The sequence below is a fragment of the Halohasta salina genome, from assembly GCF_024178165.1.
Classification (GTDB): Archaea; Halobacteriota; Halobacteria; order Halobacteriales; family Haloferacaceae; genus Halohasta; species Halohasta salina.
Genome location: NZ_JAMZIE010000002.1, coordinates 517,445 through 538,887, shown reverse-complemented (window position 1 = coordinate 538,887; position 21,443 = coordinate 517,445). Strand labels below are relative to the sequence as shown.

18 protein-coding genes are annotated in these 21,443 nt (G+C 65.1%); 13 read left to right on the top strand and 5 right to left on the bottom strand.

Annotated features, from left to right (window positions below; translation table 11 throughout):
- Positions 1–44: 44 nt before the first annotated feature.
- From rdfA to NKJ34_RS06695, 12 genes are all read left to right on the top strand, one after another.
- Positions 45–680 (top strand): rod-determining factor RdfA, encoded by a 636-nt coding sequence (gene rdfA, locus NKJ34_RS06750; protein WP_253737518.1) that lies wholly within the window; start codon positions 45–47, stop codon positions 678–680.
- 60 nt (positions 681–740) lie between these two features.
- Positions 741–2,567 carry an archaea-specific SMC-related protein gene (locus tag NKJ34_RS06745; RefSeq protein ID WP_253737517.1) on the top strand — a complete coding sequence of 609 codons (1,827 nt, stop codon included), beginning with the start codon at positions 741–743 and terminating at the stop codon, positions 2,565–2,567.
- A gap of 176 nt (positions 2,568–2,743) precedes the next feature.
- A complete protein-coding gene (locus NKJ34_RS06740; RefSeq protein WP_253737516.1) occupies positions 2,744–3,640 on the top strand; it encodes an HpcH/HpaI aldolase/citrate lyase family protein in 897 nt (298 codons plus the stop codon).
- A 271-nt stretch (positions 3,641–3,911) separates the two neighbouring features.
- The gene (locus NKJ34_RS06735) at positions 3,912–4,682 is read left to right on the top strand and encodes an IclR family transcriptional regulator (RefSeq protein WP_253737515.1); all 771 of its coding nucleotides are present in this window, start codon (positions 3,912–3,914) and stop codon (positions 4,680–4,682) included.
- A gap of 67 nt (positions 4,683–4,749) precedes the next feature.
- Entirely contained in the window at positions 4,750–6,039 is a 1,290-nt protein-coding gene (locus NKJ34_RS06730) for an MFS transporter (RefSeq protein WP_253737514.1), read from the top strand.
- A 336-nt stretch (positions 6,040–6,375) separates the two neighbouring features.
- A complete protein-coding gene (locus NKJ34_RS06725; protein ID WP_253737513.1) occupies positions 6,376–8,070 on the top strand; it encodes an L-lactate permease in 1,695 nt (564 codons plus the stop codon).
- The gene (locus NKJ34_RS06720) at positions 8,071–8,253 is read left to right on the top strand and encodes a hypothetical protein (protein ID WP_253737512.1); all 183 of its coding nucleotides are present in this window, start codon (positions 8,071–8,073) and stop codon (positions 8,251–8,253) included.
- Positions 8,254–8,460: 207 nt separating this feature from the next.
- Complete coding sequence (ggt, locus tag NKJ34_RS06715) at positions 8,461–10,104, top strand: gamma-glutamyltransferase (protein WP_253737511.1); 1,644 nt, start codon at positions 8,461–8,463, stop codon at positions 10,102–10,104.
- 134 nt (positions 10,105–10,238) lie between these two features.
- Complete coding sequence (locus tag NKJ34_RS06710; RefSeq protein ID WP_253737510.1) at positions 10,239–11,072, top strand: ABC transporter permease; 834 nt, start codon at positions 10,239–10,241, stop codon at positions 11,070–11,072.
- A gap of 411 nt (positions 11,073–11,483) precedes the next feature.
- Entirely contained in the window at positions 11,484–12,488 is a 1,005-nt protein-coding gene (locus NKJ34_RS06705; RefSeq protein WP_253737509.1) for an ABC transporter substrate-binding protein, read from the top strand.
- Between the two features lie 64 nt (positions 12,489–12,552).
- The gene (locus tag NKJ34_RS06700) at positions 12,553–13,461 is read left to right on the top strand and encodes an ABC transporter ATP-binding protein (RefSeq protein ID WP_253737508.1); all 909 of its coding nucleotides are present in this window, start codon (positions 12,553–12,555) and stop codon (positions 13,459–13,461) included.
- On the top strand, positions 13,458–14,213 hold the full coding sequence (locus tag NKJ34_RS06695; protein WP_253737507.1) for an ABC transporter permease: 756 nt from the start codon (positions 13,458–13,460) through the stop codon (positions 14,211–14,213). The genes NKJ34_RS06700 and NKJ34_RS06695 overlap by 4 nt, the downstream gene beginning before the upstream one ends.
- Positions 14,214–14,226: 13 nt before the next feature.
- Here NKJ34_RS06695 and NKJ34_RS06690 read toward each other — a convergent pair whose 3' ends face one another.
- Positions 14,227–14,604: a RidA family protein gene (locus tag NKJ34_RS06690; RefSeq protein ID WP_253737506.1), complete on the bottom strand. Its 378-nt coding sequence runs from the start codon at positions 14,602–14,604 to the stop codon at positions 14,227–14,229.
- A complete protein-coding gene (locus tag NKJ34_RS06685) occupies positions 14,601–16,085 on the bottom strand; it encodes an amidase (RefSeq protein WP_253737505.1) in 1,485 nt (494 codons plus the stop codon). Before NKJ34_RS06685 ends, NKJ34_RS06690 begins: the two co-directional genes overlap by 4 nt.
- A 262-nt stretch (positions 16,086–16,347) precedes the next feature.
- Between NKJ34_RS06685 and NKJ34_RS06680 the strand changes: the two genes are divergently transcribed.
- The gene (locus tag NKJ34_RS06680; protein ID WP_253737504.1) at positions 16,348–17,691 is read left to right on the top strand and encodes an outer membrane protein assembly factor BamB family protein; all 1,344 of its coding nucleotides are present in this window, start codon (positions 16,348–16,350) and stop codon (positions 17,689–17,691) included.
- A gap of 129 nt (positions 17,692–17,820) precedes the next feature.
- Here NKJ34_RS06680 and hypF read toward each other — a convergent pair whose 3' ends face one another.
- Genes hypF through NKJ34_RS06665 form a run of 3 tightly spaced genes read right to left on the bottom strand, consistent with a single transcriptional unit; the run spans position 17,821 to position 21,443 of the window.
- A complete protein-coding gene (gene hypF, locus NKJ34_RS06675) occupies positions 17,821–20,121 on the bottom strand; it encodes a carbamoyltransferase HypF (RefSeq protein ID WP_253737503.1) in 2,301 nt (766 codons plus the stop codon).
- Between the two features lie 2 nt (positions 20,122–20,123).
- A complete protein-coding gene (gene hypB / locus NKJ34_RS06670) occupies positions 20,124–20,963 on the bottom strand; it encodes a hydrogenase nickel incorporation protein HypB (RefSeq protein ID WP_253737502.1) in 840 nt (279 codons plus the stop codon).
- A gap of 39 nt (positions 20,964–21,002) precedes the next feature.
- Positions 21,003–21,443 (bottom strand): hydrogenase maturation nickel metallochaperone HypA/HybF, encoded by a 441-nt coding sequence (locus NKJ34_RS06665; protein WP_253737501.1) that lies wholly within the window; start codon positions 21,441–21,443, stop codon positions 21,003–21,005.

Sequence of the window (21,443 nt, the reverse complement as noted above, 5' to 3'; positions counted from 1 at the left end):
GGGACCACAACGGTTACAAAGCGACCCGCAAAACGCTGTATTCGATGAGTGCAGAACACTGTTGTAAGGTCGACCGGGTCCGTGCGGCCCACGACATCTCGCCGCCGGGGCGTGCCAACGGGGCGCTCGATACCTATCTCGTCGACAGATGGACCGGGAGGGGGGAGGCCGAACCGACGGGTCTCCGGACCCTCGCCGAGTGGTTTAATAAGCAGGTCCTCCGGGCAGTGTACCGCGAGCACGGCCGACCGGATTCGAGCGTCCGGATCAATTCGGACTACGCGGCGCTGCAGGGCGAGGAGATCCCCGACCACCAGCGGGCGGAGCTCCTCTCGGAGCTCGCCGCCGACGGCATCGACGGCGAGTCGACGGCGCGGCAGTTCATCGGGAAGAGTACGTTGTCGCGCCATCTCAAGGGGTGTCTGGGCGCGAGCAAGGAGACGCCGGAGGCGGAGACGGAGTGGGAGATCGACCGCATCCGGGTTGCGACCGGCAGCTACCGCTCACATCTCGAATCGGCGCTTGGCTCCCTTGATACCAAAGGCCGGATCGCCGGCGTCGACGAGGCCGACCTCCAGATTCAGGCCACCCTCTCGTGTCCGGAGTGTCCGACGCGTGTCAACGTCGAGACGGCCTACGAACAGGGGTACGTCTGTGAGGATCACCACGACGACTCCTGAGAGCCGACGGTCCGCGGCGGGTCGACCGATTTAAGTCCGTACTCTGCTTGATTGATAACTATGTGGTCACTCAACGTTTCGAATATCGCGGGGATCCGTGAGGGTGCCCCGACGCTCGAACCCGGCATTAACGCCGTGCAGGCGAGCAACTGGCAGGGGAAGACGTCACTGGTAACCGCCATCAGGACCGTACTTGGCGGGTCGGTGACGGCCGCGACGCTCACCGATGGCGCGGACTCGGGCCACGTTCGGCTGCGAACGGCCGACGGCGAGTACGAGCGCCGCCTCACGCGAGCCGGTCGGAGCGTCACCACCGACGGGGAACCGTATCTCACCGAGCCACAGCAGCAGACCGCCGCCGAGCTGTTCGCCTTTCTGGACGAACAGAACCCGATTCGGACCGCGGTGCGTGACGGCGCAGATCTCACGCCACACCTCATCGAGCCGCTGGAACACGAGGACATCGAGGGGCAGATCAGGCGGCTCAAATCCGATCGGGAGACCGCCACTGCCGAACTCGACCGCGCCGAACGGGCCGCCGAGAAGCTGCCGGCGACGATCGAGACCGTCGACGATCTCGAGACGGAACTCGCGGAGCTCGAGGCGGAGCTCGCCGACCTCGAAGGCGACACCGACGACAGTGGCGATCAGGCCGAGCTACGCGAGGAGCTTACAGGGGCTCGCCGCGAGCGGGAGCAGGTCAGCCAGCGGGTCGACCGACTCCAAGGAAAAATCGACTCACTGGAGTCCCAGATCGAGACCAAACGACAGGAGTTAGACGAGTTGACGGTCGATTCGGAACCGGAGCTCGCGTCGAAGCTGGAGGACAAACGGACTGCGCTCCGGGAGGTCGGCCGGGAGATCGAGACCCTGGAGTCGCTGTACAACGCGACGAACGACGTTCTCGATGGTGGCCACCTCGACCTGCTGGCGGATGTCGATCGGCGGCTCGACGGCGACCACGTCGCCTGCTGGGTCTGTGGCAGCGACACCACCCGCGAGGCTATCGAGGCCCGAATGGAGGGGGTAAGCGAGCTGATCGCCGAGCGTCGGGCGCGGCGCTCGGAGCTACAGTCGACGGTTTCGGAGCTCGAAGAGACACAGCAGACGATCGACCGACAGCGCCGGCGGAAACAGTCCCTCGAAGCGAGCCTCGATACGCTCGAGACGAACCTTGCCGACTCCCGCGAGGAGTTGGCGGCTGCCGAACGGGAACTGGCGGACCACGACGACCGCGTCGACACACTAGAGAGCCGGGTCCAGGAGACCGACGACCGGCGGAAATCCCTCGAACAGGAGATCGCGCGGACCGAGACGAAACTGGAGCGCAGCCGGGAGGAACAAGCGTCGCTGGAAGAACGTGCACAGCAGCGCGAACAGCTCCAAAAGCGGGTCGACGAACTCTCCGATGAGATCGAGGCGCTTCGGTCGCGCCGTGAGCGCGTCGTTCGGTCGGCTCGGACGGCCTTCCACGAGGCACTCGAAGACGTCGTCGCGAAATTCAACCCCAGCTTCGAGCAGGCACGGCTCGAAAAACACGCCGACCCCGACACGGGACGAACCGAACGACTGGAGTTGGTCATCGCCCGAGACGGCCGGGAGATATCCGTCGACGCGCTCTCGGAGGGCGAGGTCGAACTGATCGGGCTCATCGCGGCACTCGCTGGCCACGAAGCCTTCGACGTCGCCGAGCAGGTGCCGTGTATCCTGCTCGACGACCTCGGTGGACTGGCGAGCGAACACATCCACACACTCGTCACCTATCTCGAAGCCCGCACGGACTACGTCGTCACCACCGCCTACCCCGAGGCCGGCGAGTTCGACGGCCACGTGCTCTCGCCGGACGACTGGACCGTCGTCTCGGATCACGTCGACCAGCCCGCCTGAGGTAGACGACCGGACGGCCCCGAAGACAGTTGTGGGACATCACTTTACGCGTCCCAACATGTCGACCGCCGGCGCGACGCCGCGACTCGTCCGCTCGGATGGCATCGGCCGAAGAGAGGTCGACAAAGCGTCACATCGTCCATAGTATATTTACGAGTCGCCCATCCATAGGGGATATGCCAAACGAAACCCGTCTTCGCCGCTCTCAGCTCGGGATTCCCGGAAACGAATCCCAACTCGTCGGAGAGGCGATCGAGAGTCCGGTCGACGTGGTTTTTATCGACCTCGAAGACTCCCTTGCCCCGAGCGAAAAGACCGCCGCCCGATCGGCGTTGATCGAGACCGTGCGAGCCCACGACTGGAGCGACACCGGGCTCGGCTACCGAATCAACGGAACCGACACGCGGTGGTGGTACGAGGACGTCATCGACGTCGTCGAGGCTGTCGGCGGTGTGGTCGACACGATGATCGTCCCGAAAGTCGAGGGCCCCGCGGATATTCGGACGGTCGCGACGCTTCTGGCGGCCGTCGAGACGAACGCCGGCTCCGAGATCGGGTCGATCGGCATCAGCGCGCAGATCGAGACGGCTACCGGGATGAACGCGGTCAGGGAGATCGCCCACGCCAGCGACCGGCTCGAAGCGCTCGTCTTCGGCCCGGCGGACTACGCCGCCTCGATCGGTGCCGCACACGGCGTCGACGACTATCCGGGCCACTACTGGCACTACCCGCTGTCGCGGGTCTCGCAGGCGGCTGCGAGTGCTGGCCTGCTGGCCATTGGCGGCCCCCACACGGATCCCTACGACACACAGGGGTTTCAGGCGGCCTGTCAGGCCGAAGCGGCGCTGGGATTCGACGGGAAACTCATCGTCCATCCCGACCAGATCGAGACCGTCAATCGGGTCTTCTCGCCGACCGACGCGGAGGCCGACCGTGCCCGCCGCATCGTCGAGACCTACGAGTCGACGCCGTCGAACGACGTCGCCGCGATCGACGGGAAGATCATCGATCAAGAGATGTATCGGATGGCGAAACGGATCTCCGCGAAGGCGGAGCAATCCGGACAGCTGTAGGTGACGTCCCAGCGCGTTCTATTCCTGCAAACGCCCTCGGTCCGCTACCGGAGCCTCATGGAGTGGCTCATCCAGAAACCACGAGTGTTGTCGAGCGACGAACCGAAACTCACCGACAATCGCCACCATATGTATAAAAACGACACCTGTCCGAGAGTTCGAACGTCTCGGAGTGGGGCCACTGGTGCCTGTGCGTTCTACATTGTAGAACAGCAGTGGTCCGGTGATGGTTCCCACAACAATTATACGAGTTACTGTACAATTTTCTCCTATGAGCTTCGAAGCGAACCGACCTGTAAAAACAAGCGTCAAGACGTTTGAGATAGTAGAACAGTTGAGTCGGACCGATCGGATTCGGCTCTCCCAGTTGGCGGCGGAGCTCGACGAGAGCAAAGGGATCGTTCACAACCACCTGAGTACGCTCCGCGAACTCGGCTACGTCCGAAAGACCGGCGACTACTACCAGCTGTCGCCGAAGTTCCTGAGCATCGGGTTTCGGGCCCGGTCGTACTCCCGGCTGTTCACTGCGGCTCACGCCCCGCTTTCGGAGTTCGTCGACCGTCTCGACACCGGAGTGGTGCTCTGTGAGCGGGCCTCGACGGAGTGTATCGTGACCGATGTCCAGCGACTTCCCCAGCGTCTCGACCTCACGGTCGGCACGCCGATCCCCGTTTCGGAGTCGCTGACGGGGCTCGTCGCCGCGGTCAGTGCGACCGACGGTGCGCCGACCGTCTCGGCCGAGTCGACGGGAGCCGACTACGAGCCGACAGCGATCCGCGAGGCCGTCGCCGAGCAGGGGTACGTCGTCGGCCCCCTCACGACGTCGACGTCGATCGACTGCGTCGCCGTTCCCATCGTCGACGAGGCGGGCGACTGCTGTGGGAGCGTCGGGGCGGTCCTGCCGGCCGACCGCTCCGAGCAGCGCTCTGTGGAACTCACCGAGGCAGCAGTCGGGTTGCGAACCCGGATCGAAAGCCGGCTCGACTCGGGGTGGGAGTCGACCCGCTCGTTTGCGACCGAGAAACACTCGTGGATCTCTTGAGTGCCACTGGGACGAAGCTCCACAAATATTAAATACTGCGGCCTGATTTCCCGAAGTGCCCAACAATATGAACGATAACTCCCGTTCTATCGTCTTCTTTACCGGTGTTTCGCATGCGATAGTTCATACATACGAACTATCGATTCCGATCCTAGTCGCCATCTGGCTCGTCGAGTTCCCGGTCACCACGGCGACGCTGGGAGCGGTCGTGTCGATCGGCTACGGACTGTTCGGCATCGGCGCGCTCCCCGGCGGGGTGCTTGCCGACCGACTGGGCTCGCGGACGCTCATCATCGGCTGTCTGGCCGGCATGGGGATCTCGTTTCTCCTGTTGAGTCTCGCCCCCGGCGTGGTGACGATCGCGATCGCACTGGCCGCTTGGGGAATCGCAGCGAGCGTCTATCACCCCTCTGGGCTGTCGCTCATCTCGACTGGCGTCGACAACCGCGGGTCGGCGTTCGCCTACCACGGCATGGCGGGCAACATCGGCATCGCCTTCGGCCCGCTGCTCACGGCGCTGTTGTTGCTCACCTTCGACTGGCGGATGGTGGCCAGACTGCTCGTGATCCCGACGGTGGTGGCGATCGGCTACGCGCTGACCACCGAGTTCGACGAGGCTGCCGCCGTCACTGCCGACGGCGGTACCGACCGCTCGGAGGCGGTCGACGACACCGAGCCGATGTCGCTGTCGACGTTCCTCGTCGACAGCCGGGCGCTCTTTACCGTCGGCTTCGCGCTCGCGATGGCGGTCGTGATGATGAACGGCCTGTTCTACCGCGGGATGTTGACGTTCCTCCCGGACGTCCTCGATCAGTTCCTCCCGCCGATCACCGACTACATCCAACTGTTCGATCCCGACAGCCCGATCGCCGAGGAGTTCACCCTCTCGTCGTACGTCTATGTCGCCCTGCTGACGATCGGGATCGGCGGCCAGTACGTCGGCGGCAAGGTCTCCGATCGGATCCCGTCGACCACCGGGCTGGCCGTCGTCTTCGGGAGTCTCGTCGTCGTCACCGTCGCGTTCGTCCCCGCGGCCAGTGGTGGTCTGGTGACACTGCTCGCCGCGAGCGGACTGTTGGGGTTCCTGCTGTTCGCGCTCCAGCCGCTGTATCAGGCGACGATTGCCGACCACAGCCCGCCCGGTGATCGCGGACTGTCCTACGGCTACACCTACCTCATGTCGTTCGGTATCGGCGCTGCCGGAGCCGCGATCGCGGGGTTCCTGCTGTCGGTCACCACCACCGACGGCACCTTCCTCGGACTGGCGGTGTTCCCGGCGCTGGGCAGCTTCTTTGCGATCGTCCTCAGTCGACGGGGGCGGTCGACACACCGGACCGACTCGTCGCCCGACACCTGAGCGTTCCCGTCTCCCCTCGGTTCGGACCCTCGCTCCGAGCGACGGCCGTTCGAACCCGCGCCGAACGGGCGCGCTGCCGCCGATGCTGTCGACCTAATTCTGTATATTCGAGCATGAAAAGCGGATTCGAATATCGAATCCAGACATAATAGGACGTTATACTGCCTCAATCGGCCTTCGAGAAGGGTGTGAAAAAACTTATATGCAAAATTCGAACTACGAGTGTATGTCGTATGCTCGAAGAGACAAACACACGTCTACCCTGTCGACGAAAGCATAGACGAATCGGCGAATCTGTCTTCGATTGCCCAACGGAACCCAAACCGGAGGTTGGTGATGGTTCCGCCAGTTGATCCGCTGTTTTGGGGACTCGGGGTCGCGCCGTTGGTGTTGCTGTTGGTGACCCTCGTCGGGCTCCGCTGGCAGGCTCACGAGGCTGCCTCGGTCGGGATGTTCGCCGCGGTGCTCATCGGACTGACAGCCTACGAGATGCCGCTTCGGGATCTCACGGTCGCCAGCGGCAAGGGTGTCTGGGACGCGGTGTTCGTCCTCTATGTGATCATCCCCGCGTTGATCTTCTATCACGTCATCGACCGCGCCAACGGGTTCGATGCGCTCCGCGAGGAGGTCAAAGCCGTCACGGAAAACGAGCTGTTTCTGGTGTTGGGGTTCGGCTGGGTGTTCGTCTCGTTCATGCAGTCGATCTCCGGCTTCGGGACGCCGATCGTCGTCGTCGCGCCGATCCTGCTGGCACTCGGGGTCAAACCGGTGTACGCCGTCGCCATTCCGTTGGTCGGCCACGCGTGGGCGAATACCTTCGGCACGCTCGGTGTAGCATGGTTAGCGCTCGATTCGACCGTCGAACTGCAGGCGGTGCTGCTGACGGCGGTGGCAGCCGGCGTCCTGCTGTGGGTCGTCAACCTCGCCGGTGGGGTGACCGTCGCGTGGCTCTTCGGCCGCAAGGAAGCCGTGACCTACGCCCTCCCGATGATCGGTGTCGTCTCGCTGATTCACGGTGCGGGCCAGCTCCTCGGCATCTACGTCTGGGAGCCGGCGTTCGCGAACTTCATGGCCGCCACGCTCGGCCTGCTCGCCCTGCCGCTGTTGGCGAAGTGGGCCCCCTACGCCGATTCGACCTCGGCGCTGGAGCTTCGGCCGGCGATGCGTGACGATTTCGGAGGTGGCTCCGCAGGCGGCACCGCCACGGTAGCGACCGACGGCGGCGTCGCAACCGCCAACGGGGTCGAGATACCGGAGACCGACGATCTCATGGGTCTGAAACTCGCGTTGCTTCCGTTCGGCGTCCTCGCGGCGGTGGCGTTCCTGACGGCCACGCTCGACCCGTTGGCTGCGGCACTCAACACGGTTCAGGCGGGGCTCTCGTTCCCGGCGATCGAAACCGGCTACGGTGTCGCCGTCGAGGCCGCAGCCCCCTACTCCCCGTTCACCCCGCTGACGCACCCCGGGACGCTGCTGCTCGTGAGCACGCTCGTCGCCTACGCCGTCTACAAACACGAGGGCTACTTCGAGGCCGGACCCACCGAGTCGACCAGTTTGACTCGGTCGGTCCTGTCGACTGCCATCCCCGCCTCCGTGGCGGTGATCTCCTTCCTCGTGATGGCGAAGGTCATGGACCACAGCGGCCAGACGCTGGTGCTCGCACAGGGGATCGCTGAGGTCGCCACGCCAGCCAGCTACGGCTTCCTCTCGCCGCTGATCGGCGCGCTGGGTGCGTTTATGACCTCCAGTAACACGGCCTCGAACATCCTCTTCAGCGGCCTCCAGCAGGAGACGGCCCTCTCGCTGGGCGGGCTCAGCGAGAACTGGATCCTCGGCGGTCAGACCTCCGGCGGCGCGATCGGCAACGCGATGTCGCCCGGCAACGTCATCCTCGGCACCTCCGCGGTCGGTATCGTCGGCCGCGAGGGTGACGTGCTCCGCAAGACGATTCCGTGGGTGGCGGCGGTCGCCGCGCTCATCGGCCTGCTGATCGTCGGGTTCAACGCCATCGGCTTCCTGGGGGTGGCCTGAATGGAGCGGATCGAGTTCGAGACGGTCGCCTTCGTCCTGATGGCGATCTCGCTGCCGCTGATAAGCCTCGGGTCGACCGGGAGCGCGTCGACACTGTGGACCGTCGGATTCGCCGTTCTGGTCGTCGGGACGGCGATCCCACCGCTCATGCGATACCTCGAATCACCAGCCTCGACCGCCTGAGACCACACGACTGACGGCCTGCTGCCCGTCCATCGAGCGCATCGAAGCGACGAGTACGACACGGCGATCAACCGAGGACCCACAGCTATATTTATCGACTCGTCCACCCTTTCGAGAGAATAACTTTAATAAGTAATTGTGGATACCATCATAACAAGACAGATGTTGTTACCTACTGAGAGACGGTCGACGAGGGGAAGATAGCCGATGTATTCGAACACACCGACCGGTCGACCACCGACCAGAGCACAGCACGGACTCATCACCAGCCCGCACTACCTCGCCAGCAGTACCGGCGTCGATGTCCTTCGGGACGGCGGCTCGGCAGTCGACGCCGCCATCGCGGCCAACGCGACGCTGTGTGTGGTGTATCCACATATGGCCGGGCTCGGCGGCGATGGCTTCTGGCTGATCGCCGGCGACGACGCCGACGTCGAGGCGATCAACGCCAGCGGCCCTGCAGCCGAAGCGGCGACCCGTGAGTACTACACCGCGTTGGGGTACGACGAGATTCCAGAGCGTGGCAGTGGGTCAGCGTTGACGGTGCCGGGAGCGGTCGACGGCTGGCGGCTCGCTCACGAGAAACACGGCAAGCTACCGTGGGCACGGTTGTTCGAAGATGCCATCACCTACGCCCGCAGAGGGGTGGCGATGACCGACGACTTCACCCGGTGGATCGCACTGGATGCGGACGTGCTGGGCGAGGATCAGGTTGCCGCCGAGACCTTCCTCGTCGACGGTGCAGCACCCGATCCGGGGGCGGTGCTTCGCCAGCCCGACCTCGCCGACTCGCTGGCGGCCCTCGCCGATCACGGCCCACGGGATGGCTTTTATGAGGGGTCAGTCGCCGAGGCGTTCTGTGCGGGGCTCGGCGAGGAGTCGCCGCTCACGCCGAAGGATTTCGAGCAGTATACCGCCGAGTGGGTCGACCCACTCAGCGTCGACTACCGCGGCTTCACGGCCTACTCGCTACCGCCGAACACCCAGGGGATCGCCGCGCTGCAGATCCTCGGTCTGTTGGCGGGGTTCGACGTCGAATCGTGGGGCGACGGCACGGCCGACTACTACCACCACATGGCCGAAGCCGTCAAAGTCGCCTTCGCCGATCGTGACGCCTGGGTCACCGACCCTGAGGCAGTCGACATGCCGGCCGACCGGCTGCTCTCGGCGTCGTATCTCGACGAACGACGCGAACTGATCGACGCCGCGAGTTCGCTGCCGGCGGCTGTCGAGCCCGGTCTGACGCCCGAAGGTGTGACGCTTCAGCCACAGGATCCCGGCGGCGACACCTGCTATCTCTCGGTGGTCGACGACGATGGGCTGGCGGTGTCGATGATCCAGTCGATTTACTTCGATTTCGGCAGCGGCATGATCACTGGCGACACGGGGATCATCCCACAGAACCGCGGGTCGTTCTTCTCGCTGGATGCCAGCCACGTCAACCGGCTCGAACCCGGCAAACGGACGTTCCACACGCTGATTCCGTCGCTGCTCACGCGGGACGGCGAGCCGTGGCTCGTCTACGGCACGATGGGCGGGGAGGGCCAACCACAGACGCAGGCCGCGCTGGTCTCCCGGATCGTCGACTTCGGCTACGACGTCCAGCAGGCTATCGAGGCCCCGCGATGGCTGTTCGGCCGGACGTGGGGCGAGGAATCGAAATCGCTGTCGCTGGAAGGGCGGATTCCCGACGGCGTCGCCACGGAGCTTCAGGGTCGGGGCCAACCGGTGGCGATGGTCCGCGATGTCGACGACGTGATGGGTCACGCCGGGGCGATCCGCCTGCACGCCGACGGCACGCTCGAAGGCGGTGCGGATCCCCGCGGCGACGGGGCGGCGATCGGCTACTGAGGGCGGCCGTCGACGGTAGGACTGCGCTGACACACAGATTTATATGTTCGCCCGATCGATCGCTGCATAGCTGATGGGACAACTGAAATCTGCGCTGAAAAGTGGATGCATGTCGAACAATAATGGGGAAAACGATGGGCACTGACACGACGTCTTCGTCGACGGACGGGTGGGCCGACGGGTGGAACGGCCCGCTGGGCGAGCGTGTTGCCGTTCCGGTATCGGTGCTGATCGTGATGGGTGTCTGGACGCTCGCGGCGTCACAGACGCCGTCGTACATCTTCCCGACGATTCCTGAACTACTGGCGTCCATCGTTGGGGTGTTCGGCTCGGGCGGGGAGTTTTCGGTCGTCGACAACTACGGGATGACGCTGCTCCGTGTCCTGGCAGCGACCGTGCTCTGCCTGGTCGTGGGTATCTCGGCCGGGATCCTGATGGGCACGAGCCAGCGTGCCGACGACTACCTGTTCGTTTACGTCCTCGGGACCTTCGCGTTCCCGTCGGTTATCTGGGCGTTCCTGGCGGTGATCTGGTTCGGCCTGACGACGTGGTTCGTCGCCGTCTTCACTGTCTTCATGATCGTCGCCCCGTACGTCGCGATCAGTATCAAGGAGGGAATCGAGGAGTTGGACTCGAACCTCACGGAAATGGCAGACTCCTTCGATGCCTCGTCGTACCTCGTCTGGCAGAACATCTACATTCCCCATCTCTATCCACACATCTTCGGTAGCACGCGGCTCACGCTGACACTCGCATGGAAGATCACCCTCATCGCGGAGATCTTCGGGACGCAACTCGGACTGGGCGAGATTATCAACTACTACTTCAAAGCCAACCAAAACGACATGATCATCGCGTGGGTGCTCCCGATGATGGCACTGATGTTCCTCATCGACCGGGGGCTCCGACGGATCGAAACCGAGCGGTTCTCCTGGCGGGACGCCGACGCACCGACTCAGGCCGCCTGACCGCTCTCCGTTCTACTGTCCTCCGACCGCCGTTCGTCACCGATGCTGCCAGCGATGCCGCCGTCGACAGGTCGACCGACCGGTCGACCGCCGACGCGTCCGCATCCGTCCGGTCGATCGCCAGCATGTCCGCACCCGCTTCGGTCGATCCGGCACTTTATTCTGCAATCGCTCGACTTGGAATGTTTGTTCCGGCAGAACTGTGGCCCTCCGAGCCAGAATCCGAACCGAGAGCCGACTCGTCGATGGGTAACCGCCGAATCGTTTCGAATATTAGGACATACAAACAGTATACAGTCTACCTTGGCTCTTGTACAGTATATTGTGATTGAATCCGACCAAAACTATAACTATGCGTGGTGTATCGACCTGATTGTAATGGGAAAACGCAGTTTCAGTAGACGTTCGTTTGTGAAATCTGCCGCCGGCATCAGTGCTGCCGCATCGGTCGGACTGGCAGGGTGTATGGGTGGCGGCGGCGAGTCGGGGGAGTCGATCGAACTGCTCACGCCGGAGGGGAACCTCAACATCATGCATTTCCTCTCGGGGACCGACGAGGGGTTTTGGGCCGACGAGGGACTCGAATTCGCCCCCGAGGTAGCGGCCTACGGCCGGTTCGTCAACGCGTTGCCGTCCGGCGGCAACGACGTCGGACTGCTCGAATACAACAACCTCGCACAGTACACCCAAGAGGGCGAAGAGCTGGTGCAGTTCGGCCCGTGTATCACCCAGATCAACTCGATTTTCGTCCCCACTGACTCCGATATCGAGACCGTCGAAGACCTCCAGGGGATTCGGTTCGGTCATCCCGGCTGGTCGACCGGGACCGGCACCTACACCCAAGCGATGATCTGGGAGCAATACGGCTTCGACATCCGCGAGGAAAACGAGAGTGTCGAGTCCGATCCGGCCACGCTGTACGATCTGATGGTCGAGCAGGACGAGGTCGATGCGATGCTGCAGTTCACGGGCCAGACGGTGCGTGGTCTCGCCAACTCCGACGACGTTCGGCCCGTCTACAACGCCTGGGAGGAGTGGGAGGCCGAGACCGGCTACCCGCCGCTAATCACGCCGTGGTGTGCTCAACGAAGCTGGCTCGAGGAGAACTACGACACCGCCCTCGCGTTGGTCGAAGGCTGGGGAACGGCCCAACAACACATCGAGAACAACGCCGAAGCGGTCGTCTCCGAGTACGGCCAGCTCGCCGGTGTCGGCGAAGGCGATCAGGATGCGGTAATCGAGCTCGCCGAGTCCGGCGGGCTCCACCTCCCGATCGACGAGTACACAGACGACCTGATCGACTCCCAGTGGCGACTCGTCGAAGCGATGGCGGATCTCGGCTCGATCGAGGAGGTCCCGCCGCGTGAGGACCACGTTATTTCGATCGACGATCTCCGAGCGGAGGCCGATGCATGATCGCTTCACGCGACGAGGTCGACCGCCGTCTCAACGGGTACCGAGCGACTGATTGGGGCTGACGATGGCCGATACCACCGCCAGCACGACACAGATGAGCCAATCCGACGACACCACGACCGGACCGCCAGTCGACGAGAGCCACTCCGGCGACGGCGAACCAACTGCTCCCGCCAGCAGCGATAGCCACTCCGCCGACGGCCAGGCCTCGGTGATCGCGTTTTCGAACCTGAAGAAGTCCTTCGCCAACGGCGAGGAGTCGTTTACCGTCTTCGAGGGCCTCGATTTCGAGATCACCGAAGGGAGTTTCACCTCGATTATGGGCCCCTCGGGCTGCGGGAAGTCGACGCTGCTCAACGTCATCTCCGGGCTGATTCCGCCGGACGAAGGCGAGATTCGACGGGACGGCGAGATCGTCGAGCCGGGGGAGTTCTTCTACAGCTACGTCTTTCAGGAGCCGCGGCTGCTCGATTGGCTCACCATCGGCGAAAACGTGCGGTTCGCCCTCCGGGCCCAGGGGGTCCCCCCTGAAGACCAGTCGGGACGGATCTACCGCTATCTCGAACTCGTCGGGCTCGAAGACAAGATCGACAGCTACCCCCAGCAGCTCTCGGGCGGGATGCGACAGCGTGTCGGCATCGCCCGCGCGCTGGCGGTCGACCCCGAGATCCTGTTCATGGACGAACCGTTCAGCAGCCTCGATGAGTTCACCGCCAAGGAACTCCGAGCGGACTTACTCGAAATCTGGAAGGAGACGGGCAAGACCATCATCTTCGTCACGCACAACAGCAGCGAGGCGGTCTTCCTCTCGGATTCGATCCTGATCCTCGACGACAACGGCCAACTGTTCGATCAGGTCAGCGTCGACGCGCCGCGACCACGTACCATCGGCGACGAGGCACTGATCGAAACCGAATCTACGATGATGGAGCAGTTCTTCGCCCATCTCGATACCGGCCCCGACGAGTCATGAACCGAGCCCCTCGCATCGCCGTCTCGCTTGTCGCCTTCGTGGCAGGGTGGTGGCTGTTGTCGCTCTACAACGGCCGGATGTTTCCCTCGCCAGTCGCCGTCGGCGGCCTGATCGTCGAGTTCGTCTTCGAGGGCGATATCGACAACCGGTCGGCGCTCTACCACCTCTGGGTAACCTTCGGCCGCGTGCTGGCGTCGACCGCCCTCGCGTTGGGGATCGCACTCGTCATCGGGATCGCGATGAAAACCAACGACGGCGTTGCCAAGGCCTTCGAAGCGTGGCTGCCGGTGTGGATGACGCCGCCGGACGTCGTGGTGATCCTCGTCGTGATGGTGATTCTCGGCTTCAACAGCCTCGCGGTCGTGGTCGCGGTCACCTTCGCCTACACGCCGTTCGCGCTGGTGACGATCTGGCAAGGGCTCCAGGAGGTCGACCCGGGGCTCGTCGAGATGGCCGACGCCTTCGAGGCTAGCCGGGTCGAGATCTGGCGGCAGATCTACGTTCCGCACCTCATGTCGTACATCTTCTCGTCGCTCCGCAACCTCTTCGGGATGACCTGGAAGGTGGCGGTGATCGCCGAGGTCTTCGGCATCAGCAACGGTGTCGGCTCGCGGGTCCGGTTTTGGTTCCTCCAGGGCAACATCGCCGAAGTGCTGGCCTACGCCGTGTTGTTCGTCGGCGTGGTGCTCGTCATCGAGTACGCCGTGTTGAACCCGGTCCAGAACCGCGCCTTCGCGTGGCGACAGGCCTGATCGGGCTCCTCGTTTACCCGTTTTTGACAGCGGTAACCTGTAGCTCCAGCCGGGCGTCGACCACCAACTCCTCGACGACGACGGTCGCGCGTGCCGGTTTGGGATCGGCAAGCAGTTCCGCGTACTCCCGATTGAAGCCGTCGAGATCGTCGCGATCCGTGAGATAGGCCGTCACAGAGACGATCCGGTCGAGCGACGAGCCGGCCGCCTCCAGTAGCGCCTCGATATTACTGATCGCCGGTCGCGTCTGTGTCTCGATGTCGTCGCCGACGATCGCGCCGGTATCGTCGTCCGGGACCTGCCCGGCGAGAAATATCGTCTCGCCGTGGACGATCCCCTGCGAATACGGGGCCGGATCGTCGTAGACGTCGGGACTGTGGAGTTCGTTCATTCGAGGGCGGGCGATCGACGTGGCTCGGTGGCGCTCTCGTAGGCCGCCGCGAGTTCGACTAGTCGACGGTCCGCGAGTGGCGCGCCGAGCAGTTCGATCCCGACCGGCAGCCCCTCGTCGGTGAAGCCGGCGGGCATCGAGATCGCCGGACAGCCCGACTGGGAGGCGATGAACGTGTTGGTCGGTACGTCCGCACGCGTGATCTCGCCGGTGTGGTAGTCGTCGGCGACCGGTGGGACGACCTGCACGTCGGGAAACGCCAGCGCGTCGAGATCGTGGTCGACCAGCGTGTACTCGATGCGCCGTCTGAACGCCGCCTGTCGGGCCAGCCGCCACCAGTATTCCCGGTCGCCAGTTGGATCGGCGGGCGCATCGGCAATGGTCTGGACGTGTTCGAGTGCCTCGTGGTAGGCCCCCTGTTCGTAGATGTCCTCGAAGGCGTCGACCGGCGGGTCGGAGAGCTCGTTGAAGAACGCGTTGAGATCGCGTTTCGCCACGAGCCCGTACAGCGAGGTGTCGTCGATGAACTGTTCGAGCCCGTCGATCTCAACGGGGTCGACCAGCGTCGCGCCGGCCGCCTCGATCTCGACAAGCGCCGACTCAACGGTCTCGTTCACGGCCGTCACCCGCGTCTCATCGCTGTCGCCGAACGCCTCGCGCAACACGCCGATCCGTGCGCCATCGAGGCTCGCCCCGTCGACGGCGTCGACGAACGAGCCGTCGGCAGTCCACTCGCTGTGGACCGCAGTCGCCTCGTCGGCGGGATCGAAACCGACGATCACGTCGAGCACACGGGCCAGATCGTCGACCGTCCGACACATCGGGCCGGGGGTGTCCTGTTCGGCGACGAGCGGGGACATCCCGGCCCGACTGATGAGCCCCGTCGTCACCCGCAGGCCGAAGAGGTTGCAGAACGACGCTGGCACGCGGATCGACCCACCGGTATCCTCCCCGATGCCGACCAGCCCGAGGTTCGCCGCGATCCCGGCACCGGTGCCCGCGCTCGACCCCCCGGAGTCCCGCGATCGGTCGTACGGATTGCGTGTCTGGCCGCCAGCCGAGGAGTAGCCGACGAAGCCGGCGGCGAAATCCGGCAGGTTCGTCTTGCCGAGGATCACCGCCCCGGCCGATTCGAGTCGGTCGACGATCGTCGCACTGGTGTCGGGCACGTAGTCGGCGAACGCCGCCGAGCCGAAGGTCGTTCGGAGCCCGGCGGTCATCGCCTGATCTTTGACCAACACCGGCACCCCATGAAGCGGGCCGACGAACCCCTCGTCGGCGAGGGCGGCATCGAGTCGACGGGCCCGGCCCATTGCTTCGTCGTTGGTGGTCACGACGGCATTGAGCGCCGGACCGGATCGGTCGAGCGCCTGAATGCGATCGAGATACGCCCGGACGACGGCGTCGACGGTGAGTTCGTCGGTCCGGAGACGAGCGTGAAACTGTTCGATAGTTAGTTCGCCGAGTTGACTCCGATCCATTCTATAACGTTCCGACGGTAGCACTCAGATAATATAAAAACAATAGGTCGTTCTCCGATCACGCCTCTCTTTTCGAGGTGTTTTTGATGAATTTGGTTGGCATTCATGGGCCGTGTGGCGAATCGGGTTGTCAAATAGCTGGTCGGTGACGGCCTGATCGAGACGGAGCCACCGATCGCTGGTACGGCAGTGGTTTTGCAGAACGTAAAACGGTCCTTTGTGTCTCCGACAGACCCATTGTTGTCGAGGAAAGCCATCCGGTGTGAAACGTCGGGAACTGCTGGCTACCGTTTCTGCAGCAACGGTCAGCAGTGCTGGCTGTGTGAGTGGAGGCGGCACCGGGATCCTCGGTGAGTCGTCCGGTCGTAGAACGGACGCCGAGGGTGCGGCACCGAGCGGCGATGCTGTCGACTGGACGTACCGGACGGGCGGCTCCGTTCGCCATCGGCCAACTCTTCGAGACGGCATCGTCTACGTTGGTGGCGGGGAAAACGGGAACGCGACCAGCCAGAGGAAACACGTCCGGCCGGAGAGAAGCGAGAACGTCTACGCGCTCAGTGCCGATACTGGCAGCGAGCAGTGGCGCTACGAGGCGTCGGCGGGCGTCGCGTCGTCGCCGATCGTCAGCGACGGCGTCTTCGTCGTCGTTGGGTGGAACGCCGGCACACACGGCATCGACCAGCGGCTCGTCCGTCTCGATGACGGCGCCGAGATGTGGTCGACGCGGTCACGCGACCGCTTCCGACACCTCTTGGCGGTTCGCGACGGGACGGCCTACCTCGGCACCTCGGACGACGAGTTCGGGCTCCAGGGTGAGGAACTGTCTGCCGTGCACACGGGCGATGGCGACCAACGCTGGGCTATCGAGGCCGGCGACACGACCGCCGCCACCGTGGACGGCGAAACGCTGTATGCCGTGGAAGGTAGCCGTCGAACGACCGCCTATGCGGTCAGTGATGGGGCCAAGCGGTGGCAGAAAGCCATGCGCCCGGCGACCGACGGGCCCCGCGTGTTCGACGACACCCTGTATCTGGTAGCCGAACGGACGAACGAGCACGGAAATTACCCGGTCGTCGCGGTGGCTGCGGCCGATGGAACCGAACGCTGGCGATTCTCGGTACCCGTCGACGAACCGTTCGTTCCGACCGGTGCTGTCGTGTCGGGAGCGACGGTGTGTATCACGGAGTACGGCGGCTGGCTGTTCGGCGTCGACCCCAGTGACGGGACCGAACGCTGGCGGTACTCGACGGACGGCGAGACGCGAGACGCGCCGATGATCGGAGACGGGCTGGTCTATGTGGTCAGCAGGAACGACGGTGTCCATGCCGTCGATGTGACGACAGGGGAACGGCAGTGGAAACAACCGGTAGCCGGGCAGGCGAGGTTCGTTGCCGGCAATCGGCAGGGACTCATCGTCCGTGGTGGCCGCGACGAAGGTGACCAGCAGCTCCGGGCGTACGCGCCCGACGGGACCGAGCGGTGGTCGTTTTCGCATGCGGGCGCGTTCACACGGCCGGCTGTGGACGGGACACGGGCACTCATCGGGACGAAGACGGGCTACGTCGCCGCGGTAGGCGAGCCAGACGGGCGTGACGCTGTCGGGTAGCCGGCTGTGGCTGCGCTTCGCACCCCCCGTGGTCGACCGGTGTCGACAGGCCACGCCCCTTCACCGCCGCTCGAACCGACCGCCGCCTCGCTGCTGGATCGACTACTGTCCCGCCTGACGGCGTGGGAACTACTCGTTATGTCGGTCGACCGAGCGCGAGGTGGCGACGATGGCCTGTCCGTAGGCGATCCCCCCGTCGCCGGGCGGGACGGCATTCGGTGTGAGCAACGTGAGACCCGCACCCTCGACGACCGCTCGGAGGTGTCGATTGATGGCGTCGTTGTAGGCGACGCCACCGGTGAACCCGATCGTCCCCACATCGCGTCTCCTCGCAGCCGCGACCGCGAGCGTCCCGAGCCCGCGCGCCACGGCGGCTTGGGCCGTCGCCGCCACGTCGGCCGCCGACTGGCGAGTCAGCATGTCGGCGAGAGCCGAAACGAGGGACTGTGTGTCCAAAACGCGACGGCCGTTAGTAGAGCGGTACTGGATGTCTATCGGCTGGACCGTGCCGTTGGTGGCAAGGGCTTCGAGCCGCTGGGCGGGTTCGCCCTCGTAGGTCCGCCTGTCGCAGGCACCGACCAGCGCGCTCACCGCGTCGAGCACCCGCCCCGCACTCGTGGTTGTCGGCGCGTTGACCCCGGTTTCGGCCTGCTGACGGACGACCGTCGCCTCCGCCCGCGAGTCGACGGCCCCGGTCTCGACGAGTCGGTCGTCGACGATGGGGTCTGCAAGCAGACCGGCGAGCACGCGGGCCGGGTATTCGACGGCCGCCCGTCCGCCCGGCAGTGGGAACGGTCCCAGTCCGCCGACACGCTCGAAGTCGGCGTACTGGACGTCGAGGACCTCGCCACCCCACACCGTTCCGTCCGGCCCGTAGCCGGTTCCGTCGGCCGTCACGACGATGGCCCGCTCTATGCCGTGTTCGGCACACAACCCGGCGGCGTGTGCGTGGTGGTGCTGGACGGCGACCGGGCCCTCTGTCCCCTCGGCGGCGTAGCTGTCGGCCTCGGCGGTCGTGAGGAACTCGGGATGCTGGTCGCAGGCTACGACCTCGGGTTCGATGTCGGTCAGTCGACACAAGTGGTCGACCGCCTCGCGGTGAAACGACAGCGCCTCGGGGCCGTCGATATCGCCGAGGTGCTGGGAGACGACGACCCCCTCGCCCGTCGCGACGGCGACCGTGGCGTCCCGCTCTGGGCCCAGCGCCACCACGGGCGCTGTCTCGCTGTCCCCCGCGGGGTTCGGGAGGGTCGTCGGCGTCCAGCCACGGGAGCGACGGACGAACCGTCGGTCGCCGTCGACGACGCGGACGACGCTGTCGTCACACCGGGCGACGATCTCGCGGTCGTGAGTGAGCACGCCGTCGACTACTCCGTCGAGTCGCGCCCACACCGCGTCGGCGGTCGTACACATCGGTTCGCCCGGGCGGTTCGCACTCGTCATCACGAGCGGGCCGGAGACGTGGTCGAACAGGAGATGGTGGAGGCCGGCGTACGGCAACATCACGCCGAGGGTGTCGAGTCCCGGGGCGACCGCCTCAAGCCACGGTGTCTCGGCGGCTTTGTCGACCAGGACGATCGGCCGGCGAATGTCGCCGAGTGCGTCGGCCTCAGCCTCGTCGACCGCGGCGAACCCACTGAGGCTGTCGAGCGATGGGACCATACAGGCGAACGGTTTGGCGGGCCGTCCCGTGCGCTCCCGGAGCGCGTCGACGACCGCCGGGTCAGTCGCGTCACAGACGAGATGGAACCCGCCGATCCCTTTGACCGCGATGATATTTCCGGCGGATAGCGCGTCGCCAGCCCGCCGGAGCACGTCGTTGCCAGTCGTTACGGGGGAGCCGTCGACCTCATACTGGAGGGTCGGCCCGCAGTCCGGACAGGCGGTCGTCTGGGCGTGGTAGCGTCGGTCCGTCGGCGTCTCGTAGCGCTCCCGACAGTCATCACACAGGGGGAAGTCGGCCATCGACGTCCGGGTTCGATCGTAGGGAACGTCCCGGACGGCGGTAAACCGCGGGCCACAGTCGACGCAGGCGGTCGCCCAGTAGTCGTGGTACGGCGAGGACGGATCGCGAACGTCGTCGAGACACGCCTCACAGATCCCCGTGTCCGGCGGGACGGGAACGTCGATCCCGCCGCTGGCGTCGGCCTCGGAGTCGCGGATCTCGAAGCTATCGTCACCGGCCGGCTCACCCCAGTCGACCGTCATGGCGTCGACCGTCGCCAGCGGCGGGGTGTCGTCTCGGACGGTCGCTACTACATCCTCGACCGCATCGCGGGGGCCCTCGAAGGCGGCCTCGACGGTCCCACCCGCGTTGCGGACGTGGCCCGTCACGCCCGCCTCGACCGCGGTTCGGTAGACGAACGGCCGGAATCCGACACCCTGCACGGTGCCGGAGATACGGACCGTCGCTCGGCAGGTGTCGACCATCGTCAGTCGTGGTGGTCGTGTGTCCCTACGTGGTCGTCATGGGCGTGATCGTGGTTGCCGTGGCCGTGATGGTGGTGGTCGCCCGTCCGGAGGTTGGCCAGGAACGACGCGAGGTCGTCGACACCCTCGTCGGCCCGTGCGTTCGTCCGGAACACGTCCATGTCAGGGACGACATCCTGGACATCCGCGGCCATGCGGTCGAGATCGGCTCCCACGGCATCCGCGATGTCGACCTTGTTGACGACCGCGGCGTCGCAGGCCTCGAACAACAGCGGGTGTTTGCGCACCACGTCGTCGCCTTCGGTCGTGCTCACGACGAGGACCCGTGCCTGTGCGCCGAGCGGAAAGTCGGCCGGACAGACCATGTTGCCGACGTTTTCGACGTACAGCCGATCCAGTTCGTCGAGATCGAACTCGGAGAGGGCCCCCTCCAACAGGCCGGGGTCGAGGTGACACTCCTTGCCGGTCGTGACGTTGGCGACCGACACGCCGTGGTCACGGAACCGGCTCGCGTCGTCGTCCCCGGCCACGTCGCCCACGACGACACCGATCTGCTCGTCGTTCGGGGCGCGCTCGATAAGTCGCTCGACGAGCGTCGTCTTGCCGCTGCCGGTCGCCCCGAGGAACTCGACGACGAACACGCCGTGGTCGTGGACGACCTCCTCGTGGAGCGCCTGGGCCTGCTCGCGGAACTGTGCGAGTACGTCGTCGGCGGCCTCCGACTCGGTCGACTCGTCGTGATCGTGGCCGAACCGGTGGGCGCGGGCGATCGGCGCTCGCTGTGATCGCTGTGATCGACCGAACAGAGCGGCCAGCAGCCGGTCGATTGGTGTTCGATGCATCCGTCTCGCGGTGGGTACTGTCGTCATGGTGTCGTGCTCCTATTCGGTGGTGGTCGCTTCTGTGTCGTTCTCGGTGGAAGTCGAATCGCTGTCGTTCTCGGCGGTGGTCGACTCGGCGTCGTCAGGGACGGAGACGGCGGTCAGGTGACACTCCTTTCCGCGGACGAACTCGGTCCGGTCGCCACACTCCGGACAGCGAGCCGTCGGTACGACGGCTGCGGTCCCCTCGAAGCTCGGCGGCTCGCCCTCCCAGCCGCAGTCGCAGGCCGCGCGTGGGGTGACGGTCTCGATGTCGACCGTGGCATCCGCCGCGACCGTCGCCGTCGCGACCGTTTCGAGACAGAACCGCAACTGGTCGGGGTTGACGTGGGTCGCCGCACCGAGTTCGACGGTCAGCGCGTCGACGGTCTCGGCGTCGTGTTCGGCGGCGACCTCGGCGGCCCGGTCGAGCAGTGCCTCCGCGAGGCTGAGTTCGTGCAT